The sequence below is a fragment of the Candidatus Manganitrophus morganii genome (genome assembly GCA_021651055.1).
In the GTDB taxonomy this organism is placed as follows: Bacteria; Nitrospirota; Nitrospiria; order SBBL01; family Manganitrophaceae; genus Manganitrophus; species Manganitrophus morganii.
This window is the reverse complement of record JAJHOH010000001.1, coordinates 2,944,518-2,959,581: the sequence shown is the minus strand read 5'-3', so window position 1 is coordinate 2,959,581 and position 15,064 is coordinate 2,944,518. Positions and strand designations below refer to the sequence as shown.

Sequence of the window (15,064 nt, the reverse complement as noted above, 5' to 3'; positions counted from 1 at the left end):
CCCCTGCTCAATCCACTCCCTCGCCGGCCCGGCCGTTCGGATTCGATTCCACCGGAGCGGCCACGCCGTTCGAGGTTTTTTCTTCGAGCAATTCTAGCACATGATTCTGTTGTTCGCTCAGCTGTTTCAGGAGAAGCGGATCGGAGGGAGCCAACGCTTTCGCCTCCCGGACCGCGGCGAGGGCCGGTTCGTATTCGGCGCGCGCCAGGTAAATGGCGGCGAGGGTGTCGAGATAGTAGGGCTTTCGCGCCGGGTCGATCTCGATCGCCTGCTGAACCCAGCGCTCCGCTTCGAGCAGATCTCTCTCTTCGATCAGATAAAGCGACGCCAGATTATTGAGAATGGGAGCGTTCCGAGAGTCGAGACGGAGTGACTTTCGATAGGCCTGTTCCGCGGCGGCGTAATTTTTCTTTGCGTAGTAAACGTTTCCCAAGTAGCCCTGGATCACCGAGGGGGATCCTCCCTTGTCGAGCGCCGCTTGATATTCAACGACCGCCAGGTCCCACGCCCCCCGCGCTTCATAGGAAAGCCCGAGTTGAAGATGCTCTTCACCGGAGAGCGGGTCGTTGAGAATGACGACTTTGGGAACGGCGCCGCAGCCGGCGAGCCCGAACAGGAGAAGGAGAAGCAGCGTCCGTGCAAGTCCCAACAGGGCTAGCTTGAGCTTCGGGGAACGACTTGAAGCGTCCAATAATTCGTCTTCTCCCAGGCTGCGACAAAGGTTGGATACGGAATCGGTTTGTTCTCTTCTGATCCGGAGTGGACGATCACCTCTTCCCGCGTTTCATCCAGACCGGTAATGACGACAAAATGACCGACGGGGAAAACACGTCCCCCCAGATTCAAAAATGCGATCAGCGGAATGCCTTGCGAGAGATGTTTCTTGATATCGGGGAGGCTGCCGGCGTAACTCTCGGCCCGCATCCCCTTCTTCCGCGCGAAATGGGTGAGATCGATCCCCAACGCCCCGTTTAACTCCGGAAGATAGACGGCGCGCGTCACCTCCTCCACCGAAATCTCCTCCCGCCAGTAATGGAAGACGGAGGTCAACGACGCCGGACCGCAGAGTCCGACCTGCTGGGGGAAATAAGGAACGTTTAACCGAAGCGCCTCCGGGGAGGGAGAACGCATTTGACCCGGGGCACAGGCTGAAACGAGTGTAAGGAAAAGAATCGCCAGAGAAGACCGCAACAGAACTGGGATCATCCCGGAAGAAATCGGCTGGATCTCATCAGCAAGCCCCGTACGATGAAGTCGACTCACATTCGATCTACTTTGTGATGATGACTTTATGCCCGGTCAGTTGAAGTAGAATCACCACGAGGATCGCAATCACCAGAAGCGCGATCACCACGCCGAGCCCGTCCCCTCCGGCATAGAGGGAATCGATTTGACTGGCGACTTGATGGACTTCCTGATCGGAGAGCTGCGCCAGCCGGGAAGTGATTTCTTCTTGGCTTAAACCGAGATCGGCCAGGCGTTGGTGAATCATTTTTGATTCGAGAACGGTCTGTATCTTGGAAAGATCCTCTTGGCGGATCGAAGAGGTCTGATTGGAGGGGAGAAACATCGCCCAACCTTCGGACGTTGGGAAAGCGGAAAGGAGTCCAAGAACCACTGTTGCAACCACCAAATAACCGACCAAAGATCGTTTAAAGAAAAGCTGAACCCGAAAACCCATCGACGACCTCCTATCCGCAACTGTGAGAACCGTGAAACGACACGCCGTCTAGACTTTCACTTAAACTTCCAGAATCTCCGCTTCTTTCTTCTTTAAGATTTCATCGACCTTGGTGATCGTTTGGTCGGTCATTTTTTGAACTTCATCCTGCGCCTTGCGGAGCGCGTCCTCCGTCAGCGTTCCGTCCTTCTGCAGCGATTTGAGCTCTTCGTTTGTATCGCGCCGGATGTTTCGGATCGCCACCTTCGACTCTTCCCCGATCCTTTTCACCAGCTTCACGAGATCTTTTCTTCGCTCTTCGGTCAGAGGAGGGATGCTGATCCGGATGACCTTTCCATCGTTGGAGGGGGTGAGTCCCAGCCCGGAGCCCAAGATCGCTTTTTCCATCTCGGGAAGCTGGCTGGTATCCCATGGCTGAATGAGGACCGTTCTGCTGTCGGGGATGGAAAGGGTCGCGATCTGCTTTAAAGGAGTGGTTGCTCCATAATAATTAACCTGAACGGAATCGAAGAGAACCAAGGAGGCGCGGCCGGTTCGAACGCCGGAGAGCTCCACCTTCAGGTGTTGGAGGGAAGCCTCCATCTTCTCGACCATTTTCTTTTTCGCGTCAGAAAGCATGAAATCCTTTTATAGATCTTATAGGTTTTATAGGTCCTATAAGTCGTATAGGACCTATAAAATCATCGCGACTTTCTAATAATCGTTCCCACACGCTCGCCGGTGAGGACCTTGCGGATGTTTTCTTTTTCTTTGACGTTGAAGACGATCAGCGGAAGGTTATTATCCATGCAAAGAGTCACCGCGGTGGAATCCATGATCTTCAATCCCTTCTCGATCACCTCGAAGAAGGTCAGCTCGGAGAACTTGCGGGCCGCCGGATCTTTCATCGGGTCCCGGTCGAACACGCCGTCGACCTTGGTTCCCTTTAAGATTACTTCGGCGCCGATTTCCATCGCTCGGAGCACTGCTGCGGTATCGGTTGAGAAGTAAGGATTGCCGGTCCCGGCCGCGAAGATGACCACCCGTTTTTTTTCCAAATGACGGATCGCCTTTCTTCGAATGTATCCCTCGGCCAACTCTTTCATCTCGATCGCCGACTGAACGCGGGTGAAGACCCCCTTCTTTTCGAGGATATTCTGGAGAGCAAGCGCATTAAGAACGGTCGCCAACATCCCCATGTAATCGGCCGAGGTCCGCTCCATTCCCGCGGCGCTCCCGGCGATGCCGCGGAAGATGTTTCCGCCGCCGATCACGACCGCCGTTTCAACCCCCATCGAGGCGATCTCCTTGATCTCCTCAGCGATGGTGTCGAGCATCTTGGGATCGATCCCGTACCCCTGGTCACCCGCCAATACCTCCCCGCTGACCTTCAGAAGAACTCTTCGATACTTGGCATCGGACATGGCGGCGATCCTGTTATGAATGGATAAGGTCAACACTGCCGGAGCGAACGGCATAAGGGCCGTTCGCTCCGTTCGGGCATGAAAATGGGTGGATGCGGAGACCCTTAAGCCTCCCCTTCACCCAACTGATATCGCGTAAACCGTCGGATGTGCATGTTCTCTCCGACCTTTGCAATTTTCTGGGCCAACAGATCTTTGATTTTGGTCTGAGGATCTTTGATGAACGGCTGCTCCAGCAGGCAGATCTCTTCAAAAAACTTCTCGAGTTTTCCCTCGGCGATTTTCGCGATCACTGCCTCCGGCTTTTTCGTCTCACGCGCCTGAGCGATGTAGATGTTCCGCTCCTTCTCGATCACCTCCGCAGGAACCTCCTCGCGCCGGATATACTGGGGCGGGGGGGTCGAACCGGCAATCTGCATCGCGATATCTCGAACGAAGTCCTGGAACTCCGGATTTCGCGCGACGAAATCGGTCTCGCAACTCACCTCGACCAAAACGCCGATTTTTCCGCCGAAGTGGATGTAGGAGCCGATGCTCCCTTCACGGGTTTCCCGGCCCGCCTTTTTAGCAGCGGTCGCAAGTCCCTTCTGCCGGAGGAAATCAATCGCCTTGGAAAGATCGCCCTGCGACTGTGCGAGGGCGGCTTTGCAATCCATAATACCGGCCCCCGTCTTCTCGCGTAACTCTTTAATCGTATCGACTGCCGACATTCCCTTCCCTTTCTTTAACAAGATACTTAGAGCCCGAGGTAGCGCTTAAGAAGCAGTCGCTCCCGGCTCTCCCTCCGCCGCGGCCATCACCGGTTCCGGTTTTACCTCCTGCTGGGAAGCGGGAGCCGGCCGCTCGGTCTGAGTCTTCTCCCGAATACGCCGACCTTCCAAGACCGCATCGGCCATCCGGCTGGTAATCAACCGAATCGCCCGGATCGCATCGTCGTTGCCCGGAATGACATAATCGATCTCATCGGGATCACAATTCGTATCGACGATGGCGATGACCGGAATCCCCAGCCGATTCGCCTCTAACACGGCGGTTCGCTCTTTCATCGTATCGATCACAAAAATCGCCGCCGGAAGACTCCGCATATCCTTGATTCCGCCGAGATTCCACTCGAGGTGCTCCCGCTCTTTTTCCATCTGGAGCACTTCTTTTTTCGGCAGCCGCTCATGGGTCCCGTCTTCGCGCGCCGATTCGAACTTCTTTAACTTTTCAATGCTCTTCCGGATGGTGGCGAAGTTGGTGAGCATTCCCCCCAGCCACCGGTGGTTCACATAAAACATCCCGCACCGTTTCGTCTCGGCCTCTACGATCTCCTGCGCCTGTCGCTTCGTTCCGACGAAGAGGATCGTCTCTCCATGCGCCACAAGGTCTCGGACGAAATCGGTCGCTTCCGCGAACTTCTTAACGGTTTTCTGAAGATCGATGATATAAATATCATTTCTCTCCCCGAAGATATATTTGGCCATCTTCGGATTCCAACGATTGGTTTGGTGTCCGAAATGAACACCCGCTTCAAGTAATTCTCTCATTTCAGTCATTGCTTCTCCTTATTTTGGTCTGAGCCTCCGCTCCCGCTTTTACGCACTGATTGCCTCATGGACAAAAAGGGCGACCCGACCTCCGGCTGCGCCGTTTCGGTCGGGGACCGAGCCCCAGCGGGGAGCGTGTGTATTTTGTGTTGATTGTTGAAGGTGTTACACGATCTCGATCACAGGAATTTCAAATGATGAGATTTTAAAAAGTAACATAATTATAGCTGAATTTGCAATAGGAAAAAAGGATCTCTTTCCTCATCTTAGCTCCGGTACGCCGCATTGATCTTGACATAGTCGAGGCTGAGATCGGAGGTCCAGAAGTCGGCACGACCCCTGCCGGAATGGAGGTAAACCGTCAATTCAATCTCCTTTTGTTTCAAGAGGACCGCCACCTTCGATTCCGCATCCTTTCCTTGGTAGACCCCCTTACGGACGAGCGCCACCGGGCCGAAGGAAAGATCGACCTGCTCCGGATCGACCGGAACTCCGGCATTGCCGATGGCCGCAACAATCCGTCCCCAGTTGGCATCCTCTCCGAAAAAGGCGGTCTTGACCAGACTGGAGCAGGCGATCGATTCGGCAATCCGCCGGGCCGCCGAATCGCTTCGGCCGCCGGTGATCTTAATCTCGATCAGCTTCGTCGCCCCCTCCCCGTCCCGGACGATCATCTTGGCAAGCGAGAGGCAGGCCGCCTCCAACAGGACGACAAACTGGCCGTAGGCCGTTCCCTTGGAGCGAATCTCTTTTCCCCGCTGTCCGCCGGCAAAACAGAGGACCATGTCGTTCGTGCTGGTGTCGCCGTCGACGGTGGTGCGGTTGAACGAACGATCGACCGCTTGCCGGAGCGCCTCCTGAAGCAGACGGGGCTCCATCGCTACATCGGTCGCCAAGAAGGCAAGCATCGTCGCCATGTTCGGATGGATCATTCCGGAACCCTTGGCGATCCCACCGACCCGGACCTCTTCTCGACCGACCTTACCGGTGAAGGCGACCTCTTTCGGAAAGGTATCGGTCGTCATAATCGCTTCCGCCGCCGCGTGGCCGCCGTTTCGCGAAAGCTGCAAGGCCAACCGCGGAACCGCGCCGGTGATCTTTTCAATCGGCAGGAACTCGCCGATGACCCCGGTCGAGGCGACATAGACCGACGCGATCGGGACATTCAACGCGCGCGCCGCCGCCTCGGCCATCGCTTCGGCATCCCGACCGCCCCGCGCCCCCGTGAAAGCATTGGCGTTGCCGCTGTTGGTGATGATCACCTGGCCCTTTTTCTTTCGAAGGTGCTTTCGATCGAGCAGAAGCGGGGCGGCTTGGAATCGGTTCTTGGTGAAGACCCCCGCCACATTGCAGACGTTCTCGGAGAAGATTAACGCGAGATCGGGCCTCTCCATCTTCTTGATCCCGGCAAATGTTCCGGCCGCCAGAAAGCCGTCGACGGCGGTGATCCCCCCTTCAATCTGTTCCATCGTTCATCCAAAATAAAAAGCGTTTAGGGGAAGATCCCCGGCGACATCAGGCCAAGCCGCTCGTCCCATCCCATCATGACATTCATATTTTGAATCGCTTGTCCCGATGCCCCTTTTACCAGGTTATCGATCGCCGACATGAGGATTGCCGTCCGACCGGAGGGGGTCGCAAAGGCGCCGATGTCGCAAAAGTTCGATCCACGGACCTGATTCAAGTTCGGCGCGTCGTTGAACCTCCGGATAAAGGGCTCACCCCGATAGAGGTCCAAAACCGAATCGATCTTCTTCTGTGTGAATTTTTCCTTTAACGGAAGATAGATCGTCGTCAATATCCCCCGGTTGACCGGGAGAAGGTACGGGGTGAAGAGAGTGGTCATCTTCTGTTTGCCGATCCGCCGAATCTCCTGTTCGATCTCAGGGAGATGTCGGTGAACACCGACGTTGTACGCCACCATTCCTTCGTTGACCTCGGTAAAGTGGGCCTTTGCGGAGGGAGTCCGTCCCGCCCCGGAGACCCCCGACTTCGAATCGATGATGATCTCCCGGCTTGGATCAATGCACCCGGCCTTTAAAAAGGGGGAGAGGAGCAGCAGCGCCCCGGTCGGATAACAGCCGGGATTTGCGATGAGATGACTTTTTGCGATCTCATCCCGATAGATCTCGGTAAGCCCGTACACCGCCTCCTTCAAGAGCTCGGGGCGGGAGTGGGGCAACTTGTACCAGCGCTCATACAGCGGGGCAGATCGGAGGCGAAAATCGGCGGAGAGGTCGATCACCTTTTTGCCCAGATCGATGAGCTGCCGCGCCGGTTCCATTGCTTTTGTGTGGGAGAGAGCGAGGAAGACCAGATCGGCCTTTTCGGCGATCTTCTTCGGATCAAAGGATTCCAGCGTCAGGTCGTAATACCCTTTTAACGAGGGGAGCCGATGAACGAGCGGCTCTCCGGCCGACTGCTCGGAGGTCGCACTGACCACCTCGACATGGGGATGCTGAGACAGGAGCCGGAGCAATTCTCCACCCGTATAACCGGTGGCGCCGGCAATGGCAACTTTGAGGGTCATCTCTTCACTTATCTTTGTGGGAGGGACCTCTGGTCCCGATATTTACTTAAAAAAAAGGGAAGGTCTTTCGACCTTCCCGATCACGTGCGAGGTGAAAAGAACTTTTACCGCTTGGAGTATTGGAACCGCTTGCGCGCTCCTTTTTGCCCATACTTCTTTCTCTCTTTGACCCTGGGATCGCGGGTGAGCAATCCTTCTTTCTTTAAAGCGGTCCGTGATTGGGGGATCGCTTCCAAGAGGGCCTTGGAGATGCCGTGACGGAGCGCGCCGGCCTGGCCGGTCAGTCCGCCGCCATGAACAGTGGCAACAGCGTTGTATCGTCCGACCGTCTCCGTCAATTGGAAGGGCTGGATGAGGAGATACTTCCAGGCTTGGCGGGGGAAATACTCATCCGACGGCCTGCCGTTCACCAAGATCTTCCCCTCTCCCGGCTCTAAATAAACCCGCGCGACGGCGTTTTTTCTCTTTCCTGTGGCAAAATAACGGGTTGCCGCCATGATCATGAACCCCTTTCTTTTTCTTTTACTGCAAAAGCTTGTGGTTGCTGCGCCTGATGCGGATGGTCGGGCCCGGCATAGACTTTCAATTTCTTCGCCATCGCCTTGCCAAGCTTGGTCTTCGGGAGCATTCCGGCAATCGCGTAGGTGACAAGCCGTTCCGGCTTCTCCCGCAGCATCTTCTCCGCATTCGTCTCCTTCAGTCCTCCTCGCATATAACCGCTGTGGTGATAGTATTTCTTTTTGACCGCTTTGCCGGCGGTCAAAACAACCTTCGCCGCGTTGATGACGACCACATGATCTCCGAGGTCCTGGTTGGGGGTAAAAACCGGCTTATGCTTTCCACGAAGAACTGCCGCGACTTGCGTCGCCATGCGTCCCAAGACCTTGCCGTTCGCATCAACGACGAACCACTTTCTCTGAATATCGGACTCTTTCACTGCCGTTGTTTTCATCTTTATCCTTCATTTAAACGCTGTAAAGTAGTGTATTTTTATACAATGATCGGTCTTTTGTCAAGGGGAAAGATTGAAACGGGGGGTATTGGGGACGACCCGTTGGGTCCCTTCACGCATTGTAGGAGCCGAAATCTTTCGGTTTAAGCCGCTCAAGCCACTCGTCCAGGTTCTCCGAAGACTTCTTTCGTAGCACCTCTTCGGTGACATAGATCGGAACCCCGGTGCGAAGCGCCAACGCAATGGCGTCGCTCGGTCGGGCATCGATCGTAAACTCTCCGGCCCCTATTCCTTCTTGCTCCAATGTCCGCCGATGCACCAGATAAAGGGTCGCGAAATAGGTATTGTTGTTGAGATCATGAATGACGATCTTTTCCATCTGAATGCCCAGATGGGTCAACAGGTCTCGCAGAAGATCATGTGTGAGAGGACGCTGCGGGACGATCCCTTCCAGGGCAAATCGGATCGCGTTTCCTTCGGTCGTCCCAACCCAAATCGGAAGAAGCTCCACATTCTGTTCATCCTTTAAGATGACGATCTGTGCTTCCGTATTCGGATCGGAGACCACCGCGTGCACTTTTAGTGGGATATTCATCTCTGACTCCCTGCCTTCCTGAGTTCTTTGTTCATCGACATCGCCAACCCGGCGCCTTCCGAATGATCGCTTACGGCAGCCGCTTAATGAGGCCTCGGCTTGCGACCTCCGCCGCTTTTTCGAAACTGGCCGGAACACGCGGAAAGAAGAGGAAGAGATACCCTCTCGACTCCCCCGTTCCCTCCCAGATGATATCGCCCATTTCGATGTCCCACAACCGGCCTTGGAGGCGAACGTGTGTCGCCCCTTCAATCACCTCTACCTGCTGTAGTTCGGTCTGCAGGAGAAAGCGCGTCCCGAAGACTTTCTTCAGCTCGGCGACATCTTTTTCCTCGGCCACCTTTTTAAACGATGTCTCCTTCTTCAGCCGTTCCAGCAGCGGACCGAGTTGATTCGCTTCGATTTTGTTTCGCCCCTCTTCGGGAGAAATCAACTGTGTTTGCTGCCGCATTTCGGTCAGCGCCCGGAAGAAGATCTTCTCCGCCGTTTTCGTATAGTCGCGGTTCGCCCCCCGTCCGATCATCGGCATGACGGCGATCGTTTCCGTTGAAAGATTACTGGTATAGAGAACCCCTCTACGGTAGTCCTCCCGGGAGAGGTCGTCGATGCCGACGCACCCGAAAAATAAAAGACCAAAAATAAAAAAGAGGGATGTCCGTTTCATGATGAGAGGATTCTTCAGCCGATGCCTCCTTTATAACCGCTCTATTCTTGTAGAGAGAGGGCCCGATATTTCCGCGAGTCTGGGACGGTTGTTCCCATTCTTGCGGCCGTTTTCGAAATAATAAGCTGCAATCTTAAACTGATATTTATCGAGCGAGCCCGAGACCGTATGATCGAACTGGAAAAGTCTTGACCGCGACCGCTTGTTCTCGTTGATTGCGATGACGATCTGAAGATCATCATCGGCCATATATTGAATATCCTCCGAGCTAAGGGTAACATGCGCCCGGATATCGCGGTACATTGTATGAGAATGAAAGTCCCCGATGACATCCAATTTCGGAAAATTCTTCAGGACCTCCGTAATGATCCGCCACTTTTCAGGCCGCAGCTCCGTCCAGCTATGGCCCCGCTTGACACTTTGATAGGGGATCGCATGCTCGACAATGAACTTATCGGGGTTACGATAACCCAAGAGGAGACCGAAGCATTCTTTCTTGTACACTTCCACGGCAGAGAGGATTAAACCGATGAAGACATTTTCGTTGAGATAGACCTGCACCTTTCCCCCCTCTTCCGCTGATCATCATACCACTCTTTATACGATCATCAATTTGATTTTGATAGGAGATCGATGCCGCCCGCTTAGGTGTCGTACTTCCCGAAATCTTCAGGCCGGAGATTCTCCAGCCAGCGGTCCAATTCCTCGGAGCTCTGCTTTTTGATGACCCCTTCGGTCGCAAAGATCGGGGCGTCGACGCGAAGCGCCAGGGCAATAGCATCGCTGGGCCGGGAGTCGATGGTGAATTCAGAATCGCCGTACATGAGATGAATTTTCGAAAAATAGGTGTTGTCTTTTAGATCGGTTACAACGATACTAATGACCTTCGCATCGAGGGAATCCAAGACGTTTTTGATGAGGTCGTGGGTCATCGGTCGGGGGGTAAACACCCCTTCCAGCGCCAGGCTGATGGCGTTGGCCTCCGGCTTTCCGACCCAAATCGGCAAGACTTCGGTATTCTCTTCGTCTCGAAGAATAATAATATAGGCATTATTATAGGGGTCAAACATGAGACCCCGCACCTTCATCTGGACCAACATGATTGATGTCCTTCCCATCATTACCGAAAGATTTATTTTAAATCTATCACTTTCACCGATTCTTTGTCAACGAACAACCCCGATCGATCGGCCCCACAAACCCTTGTTCTCTCTTGGAATTAAGCTTGACACCCTTTTGACCAACGGCTATAATGTGTCACCCTTAAAGCGAATCTGATTTCGATGCTAAATGTTTTATTTTTTAAAGTCACCCTCCTTTTTTATTTCCTCGGCACCACCTTTTTCTTGCTTAACCTCTGGGGTCGGAAGGGAGAACGCCTCCCCAAAAAACCGATTTTCGGAAACTCGGAAACCGATTCGTCGACCGGATCGTTTGCCGATTCCTCTTGGAGTCAAAAGCTAGCCGTCGTGGTGACCGGCGCCGGATTTATCTTCCACACCCTTGCCCTGGTCGCCCAAATCAGAGAAGCCGGGTATATCCCCTTTACCAACCTCCATGAAGCCATCTCTTTTTTTTCCTGGGCGATCGTGCTCGCTTTTTTCCTGGTGGAGTTCCGTTACGGAATTGACATCCTCGGATCTTTTATTCTCCCGCTCGCCTTTCTCTCCCTGGTCTCGGCGGCGGCCCTTCCGGATGAAATCCGCACCCTCGACCCGACGCTGAAGACCATCTGGTTCGGCATCCATACAACCCTCTCCCTGCTCGGCATCGTCGCCTTCGCGATTGCATTCATTGCCGGAATTATGTATCTTCTCCAGGAAAGTTTCCTAAAATCGAAACAATTCAGTCCGCTTTATTATAAGCTCCCCTCCCTCGATCTGCTCGACGAGTGGAACAAGAAAGCCATCCTGCTCGGATTTCCGCTTCTGACCCTCGGCATTATTTCGGGAGCGCTCTGGGCGCAGTATTCGATCGGTTCGTTTTGGATCCAGAACAATCCAAAACAGGCGCTTTCTTTGGGAACCTGGCTTTTTTACTTGATGGTCCTCCATGGCCGGATTACGATTGGATGGAGGGCGAAGAAAGCGGCCCACCTCGCCATCATCGGCTTTGTGGGGGTCGTTTTTATTTTCGTCACCCTGGCTTAAACCGCCTCTGATCGCTTTGGGTCTGATGTTTTGAAGATGGCGCAACGGAAGAAAACGTCATGAATATCGTGATCGTCGGTCTCAACCATCGCACCGCGCCGGTTGAAATTCGGGAGCGCTTTTCGATCTCCGAAAAACAGATCGGAGAGGCTCTCTATCGACTGAAGTCGAATCCCGTCATCGAGGAAGGTTTGATCTTATCCACCTGTAATCGGGTGGAAGTCTGCGCCATGGTCAAGGAGACAACGAAGGGTTTCGAAGCGATCAAAAATTTCCTAATCCATTACCAGCCGGGCATTTCGCCCGACGTCCTCACCCCTTGCCTCTACATGTATGCCGCCGGGGACGGTCTTCGCCACCTCTTCCGCGTCGCCTCCAGCCTCGATTCGATGATCATCGGAGAGCCTCAAATCTTGGGCCAGATCAAAGATGCGTTCGATCAAGCGATCCTCCATAAGACTACCGGGGTCGTTCTGAACAAGGTTTTCAAAAAGGCGATCTCGGTGGCGAAACGGGTCCGGACCGAAACGAAGATCGCCGAGAATGCCGTCTCCATCAGCTTCGCGGCGGTCGAGCTGGCGAGAAAAATTTTCGGAAAGCTCGACCGAAAATCGGCCCTTCTGCTCGGGGCCGGCGAGATGGCCGAGCTGGCGGCGCGCCACTTCGTCGGCAACGGCGTCCAGTCGGTCGCCATCGCAAACCGGAGCTACGAGCGCTCGCTGGAGCTGGCGAAAGAGTTCAACGGCGTCCCGGTGAAGTTCGAAGATTTCGTGGCGCAAATGGCCGAATCGGATATTGTTCTCTGTTCCACCGGCGCCCCGCACTACTTAATCGGGGTTGAAGAGGTCTCGAAGGTGATCGCCATCCGCCAGAACCGGCCGATCTTCTTCATCGATATCTCCGTGCCGAGGAACATCGACCCGGCGATCAACAAACTCGACAACGTCTTTCTCTACGATATCGACGATCTGCAGCTGGCGGTGGAGACCAATCTTCGCGCCCGGGAGCAGGAAGCGCTCAAGGCGGATCAGATCATCGACGAGGAGATCGAGCGCTTCTCCCGCTGGTTCAAGTCGCTCGATGCCGTTCCGATGATCGTCGCCTTAAGAGATCGGGCCGAAGAGATCCGCAAAGCGGAGATCGAAAAAATCGTCGGAAAGCTCGGACCGTTGACCCCGGCCCAACGAGAGATGCTGGAGAGCCTCACCAGCTCGATCGTCAACAAGCTCCTCCACAGCCCTCTGACCGTGTTGAAGGAAGAGGCCCACTCGACCAATGGCAACATGATTCTGGAGGCGACCCGAAGGCTCTTCCATCTCGAGGAGGTCCTCTCCAAGCTCGATGAGGAGAAGAAGGTCCCCCCCGAGGAACCGTTGTAATGAACCGGGGCATCGGACTTCCCCTGTTGCTGGCCTTTCTGATTCTCTCCCTTATCAGCTGTCGACGCGATCCCAATCAGGTCAACCCAAAACCGACTCTTCCGCAGGCGGCCCCTGTTACGGAAGAGCGGAAAGTCGCTCCGTCGTTTCCTCCGGGAGTCCCGCCGCATGGAAGGGGCGGCCCCTACCTTTTGACGGGGAGTTTCAGCACCGGTGAAGGAAGTTACGTCCGCTCGCTTATGGCGGACGGTGACTTTCTCTGGGTCGGGACCTCCGAAGGGATCATCAAGGTCGCTCGACGCACAGGAGAAGCCCTTGGAACCTACACGATGGCGGATGGATTGAAGAGCCCCTATATCTTCACGATGAAGAAAGACCCGAGAGGGGTTCACTGGTTCGGAACCAATAATGGGGGGATCAGCCGCTTTGACGGGAAAGATTGGAAGACCTACCTTCCCTCCGACGGCCTCGCCGACTTCTGGGTCTACGGAATCGACTTCGCCGCGGACGGGACGACCTGGATCGCCACCTGGAACGGGGTCAGCCGGTTTGATGGAACCACGTTCAAAAATTACAACACCGAAGACGGTTTGGCCGACCGATGGGTCTATGCGCTGGCGATCGATCGGGACCAGTCGGTCTGGTTCGGCACGGAGGGAGGGGTCAGCCGCCTCGACCCGCAAGGAAATTGGAAGAGCTGGCGGCACGAGGACGGTCTCGGGGCGCCGAATAAGCTGGGACTGACCCGGAGCGAGAACACCGGTTTCGGCACCCTCTCCAAATCGGAGATGGATGACTACAAACACCGGCACGACCTCTCGATCCTCGATCCGGGCGGCAACGAAACCTACAATGAAAATTATGTCTTCTCGATGGCAATCGACCGCGACGGGAACAAATGGTTCGGGACGTGGGGAGGGGGCGCCGCCCGTTTCGACGGCGCGACCTGGAAGAACTACACAACGGATGACGGTCTCGCCGGCAACATCGTTTACGCGATCACGGTCGATCCGGCCGACGGAGCGATCTGGTTCGGGACCAACCACGGCGTCTCCCGCTTCGACGGCCGGCAGTGGATGAACCTCACCCCCCGCGAGGGGCTGACGAACGAACATGTTTATGCGATCGCCATCGATGCCGACCGGCACCTCTGGCTGGGAGAAAAGGGGGGGGTCGATGAGTGGATACCGAGAATGCAGGGGAGAATGAATTAGACAATGGCGAAGAGCGTTTTAAAAATCGGGAGCCGCGGGAGCCAGTTGGCGCTCTGGCAGGCGAATTGGGTGAAAAGCCAGCTCGAGCAGAAGGGATTTCAGGTCGAGATCGTAAAGATCAAAACCACCGGCGATAAAATCCTCGACGTCCCCCTCGCCAAAGTGGGGGGGAAGGGACTCTTCGTCAAAGAGATCGAGGAGGCGCTCCTGCGAAACGAAATCGATCTGGCCGTCCACAGCATGAAGGACGTTCCGAGCGAACTCCCCGAGCCGCTCCACCTGGCAGCCATCCCCAAACGGGAAGACCCGCGGGACGCCTTGATCAGTCATCGGGGGCTTCGCTTGGCCGACCTCCCCTCCGGGGCGAAGATCGGGACCAGTTCTCTTCGACGCCAGGCGCAGCTCTGGGCCTATCGCTCCGATCTCGACTTCGCCATGCTCCGCGGGAATCTCGACACCCGCCTGCGCAAAGTGGCCGAGGGGGAGTTCGAAGCGATCATCCTCGCCGCCGCCGGTCTTCACCGGATGGGATGGAACGATCGGATCACGGAGTATCTCTCAACCGAGATCAGCCTTCCGGCGATCGGACAGGGGGCGTTGGGAATCGAGTGCCGACGAGAGGACCGGGAGGTCAATCAACAGATCGCTTTTTTGAACGATCCGGAAACCGCCTGCACGGTCACCGCCGAGCGGGCCCTCTTGATCCGGTTGGAGGGGGGCTGTCAGGTCCCGATTGCAGGTTATGCCACCCTCTCTGGGGAAGAGATCACCCTCGAAGGACGGGTCGCCACGCTGGACGGACGGGAGGTTCTCCGGGAGCGGCAACGGGCGCCGATTTCCGAGGCGGCCCGGCTGGGGGCGCAGGTCGCCGAATCGCTCCTGTCCAAGGGTGCGGATAAAATCCTCAAAGCGGTTTATGAAGGGGGAAGACCGCCGGCGCCCGGAACACCCTGACACAATCGATTGG

The 15,064-nt window shown here is 55.4% G+C and carries 19 protein-coding genes; 4 read left to right on the top strand and 15 right to left on the bottom strand.

Going from position 1 to position 15,064, the window contains the following annotated elements; translation table 11 throughout:
* Positions 1–7: 7 nt before the first annotated feature.
* The 15 genes from MCM46_13700 to MCM46_13630 all read right to left on the bottom strand — a co-directional run bounded on the left by MCM46_13700 (position 8) and on the right by MCM46_13630 (position 10,454).
* Positions 8–691 carry a tetratricopeptide repeat protein gene (locus MCM46_13700; protein MCG3112866.1) on the bottom strand — a complete coding sequence of 228 codons (684 nt, stop codon included), beginning with the start codon at positions 689–691 and terminating at the stop codon, positions 8–10.
* On the bottom strand, positions 655–1,131 hold the full coding sequence (locus MCM46_13695) for a C39 family peptidase (GenBank protein ID MCG3112865.1): 477 nt from the start codon (positions 1,129–1,131) through the stop codon (positions 655–657). Before MCM46_13695 ends, MCM46_13700 begins: the two co-directional genes overlap by 37 nt.
* 139 nt (positions 1,132–1,270) lie before the next feature.
* Positions 1,271–1,681: a PA2779 family protein gene (locus MCM46_13690; protein MCG3112864.1), complete on the bottom strand. Its 411-nt coding sequence runs from the start codon at positions 1,679–1,681 to the stop codon at positions 1,271–1,273.
* 60 nt (positions 1,682–1,741) lie between these two features.
* On the bottom strand, positions 1,742–2,299 hold the full coding sequence (gene frr, locus MCM46_13685) for a ribosome recycling factor (protein ID MCG3112863.1): 558 nt from the start codon (positions 2,297–2,299) through the stop codon (positions 1,742–1,744).
* Positions 2,300–2,361: 62 nt separating this feature from the next.
* Positions 2,362–3,084 (bottom strand): UMP kinase, encoded by a 723-nt coding sequence (pyrH, locus tag MCM46_13680; protein ID MCG3112862.1) that lies wholly within the window; start codon positions 3,082–3,084, stop codon positions 2,362–2,364.
* A gap of 104 nt (positions 3,085–3,188) precedes the next feature.
* Positions 3,189–3,794, bottom strand: coding sequence for a translation elongation factor Ts (tsf, locus tag MCM46_13675; GenBank protein ID MCG3112861.1), 606 nt, complete (start codon positions 3,792–3,794; stop codon positions 3,189–3,191).
* A gap of 45 nt (positions 3,795–3,839) precedes the next feature.
* On the bottom strand, positions 3,840–4,622 hold the full coding sequence (gene rpsB / locus MCM46_13670; GenBank protein MCG3112860.1) for a 30S ribosomal protein S2: 783 nt from the start codon (positions 4,620–4,622) through the stop codon (positions 3,840–3,842).
* 257 nt (positions 4,623–4,879) lie between these two features.
* Positions 4,880–6,082, bottom strand: coding sequence for a bifunctional glutamate N-acetyltransferase/amino-acid acetyltransferase ArgJ (gene argJ / locus MCM46_13665; protein MCG3112859.1), 1,203 nt, complete (start codon positions 6,080–6,082; stop codon positions 4,880–4,882).
* A 23-nt stretch (positions 6,083–6,105) separates the two neighbouring features.
* Positions 6,106–7,143: an N-acetyl-gamma-glutamyl-phosphate reductase gene (gene argC, locus MCM46_13660; protein MCG3112858.1), complete on the bottom strand. Its 1,038-nt coding sequence runs from the start codon at positions 7,141–7,143 to the stop codon at positions 6,106–6,108.
* A gap of 104 nt (positions 7,144–7,247) precedes the next feature.
* Positions 7,248–7,640, bottom strand: coding sequence for a 30S ribosomal protein S9 (gene rpsI, locus MCM46_13655; protein ID MCG3112857.1), 393 nt, complete (start codon positions 7,638–7,640; stop codon positions 7,248–7,250).
* Positions 7,641–7,642: 2 nt separating this feature from the next.
* Entirely contained in the window at positions 7,643–8,095 is a 453-nt protein-coding gene (rplM, locus tag MCM46_13650) for a 50S ribosomal protein L13 (protein ID MCG3112856.1), read from the bottom strand.
* Positions 8,096–8,207: 112 nt separating this feature from the next.
* Positions 8,208–8,690, bottom strand: coding sequence for a bifunctional nuclease family protein (locus MCM46_13645; protein ID MCG3112855.1), 483 nt, complete (start codon positions 8,688–8,690; stop codon positions 8,208–8,210).
* Between the two features lie 70 nt (positions 8,691–8,760).
* Complete coding sequence (locus tag MCM46_13640) at positions 8,761–9,354, bottom strand: hypothetical protein (protein MCG3112854.1); 594 nt, start codon at positions 9,352–9,354, stop codon at positions 8,761–8,763.
* A 30-nt stretch (positions 9,355–9,384) separates the two neighbouring features.
* Positions 9,385–9,915 carry a Mov34/MPN/PAD-1 family protein gene (locus MCM46_13635; protein ID MCG3112853.1) on the bottom strand — a complete coding sequence of 177 codons (531 nt, stop codon included), beginning with the start codon at positions 9,913–9,915 and terminating at the stop codon, positions 9,385–9,387.
* Between the two features lie 83 nt (positions 9,916–9,998).
* Entirely contained in the window at positions 9,999–10,454 is a 456-nt protein-coding gene (locus MCM46_13630) for a bifunctional nuclease family protein (protein ID MCG3112852.1), read from the bottom strand.
* 183 nt (positions 10,455–10,637) lie between these two features.
* Between MCM46_13630 and MCM46_13625 the strand changes: the two genes are divergently transcribed.
* Genes MCM46_13625 through hemC form a run of 4 tightly spaced genes read left to right on the top strand, consistent with a single transcriptional unit; the run spans position 10,638 to position 15,051 of the window.
* Complete coding sequence (locus MCM46_13625; protein MCG3112851.1) at positions 10,638–11,504, top strand: cytochrome c biogenesis protein; 867 nt, start codon at positions 10,638–10,640, stop codon at positions 11,502–11,504.
* Between the two features lie 59 nt (positions 11,505–11,563).
* On the top strand, positions 11,564–12,883 hold the full coding sequence (gene hemA, locus MCM46_13620; GenBank protein ID MCG3112850.1) for a glutamyl-tRNA reductase: 1,320 nt from the start codon (positions 11,564–11,566) through the stop codon (positions 12,881–12,883).
* Positions 12,883–14,097, top strand: coding sequence for a hypothetical protein (locus MCM46_13615; GenBank protein MCG3112849.1), 1,215 nt, complete (start codon positions 12,883–12,885; stop codon positions 14,095–14,097). Before hemA ends, MCM46_13615 begins: the two co-directional genes overlap by 1 nt.
* A 3-nt stretch (positions 14,098–14,100) precedes the next feature.
* Positions 14,101–15,051, top strand: a complete 951-nt coding sequence (gene hemC, locus MCM46_13610; protein MCG3112848.1) for a hydroxymethylbilane synthase — start codon at positions 14,101–14,103, stop codon at positions 15,049–15,051.
* Positions 15,052–15,064: the final 13 nt, after the last annotated feature.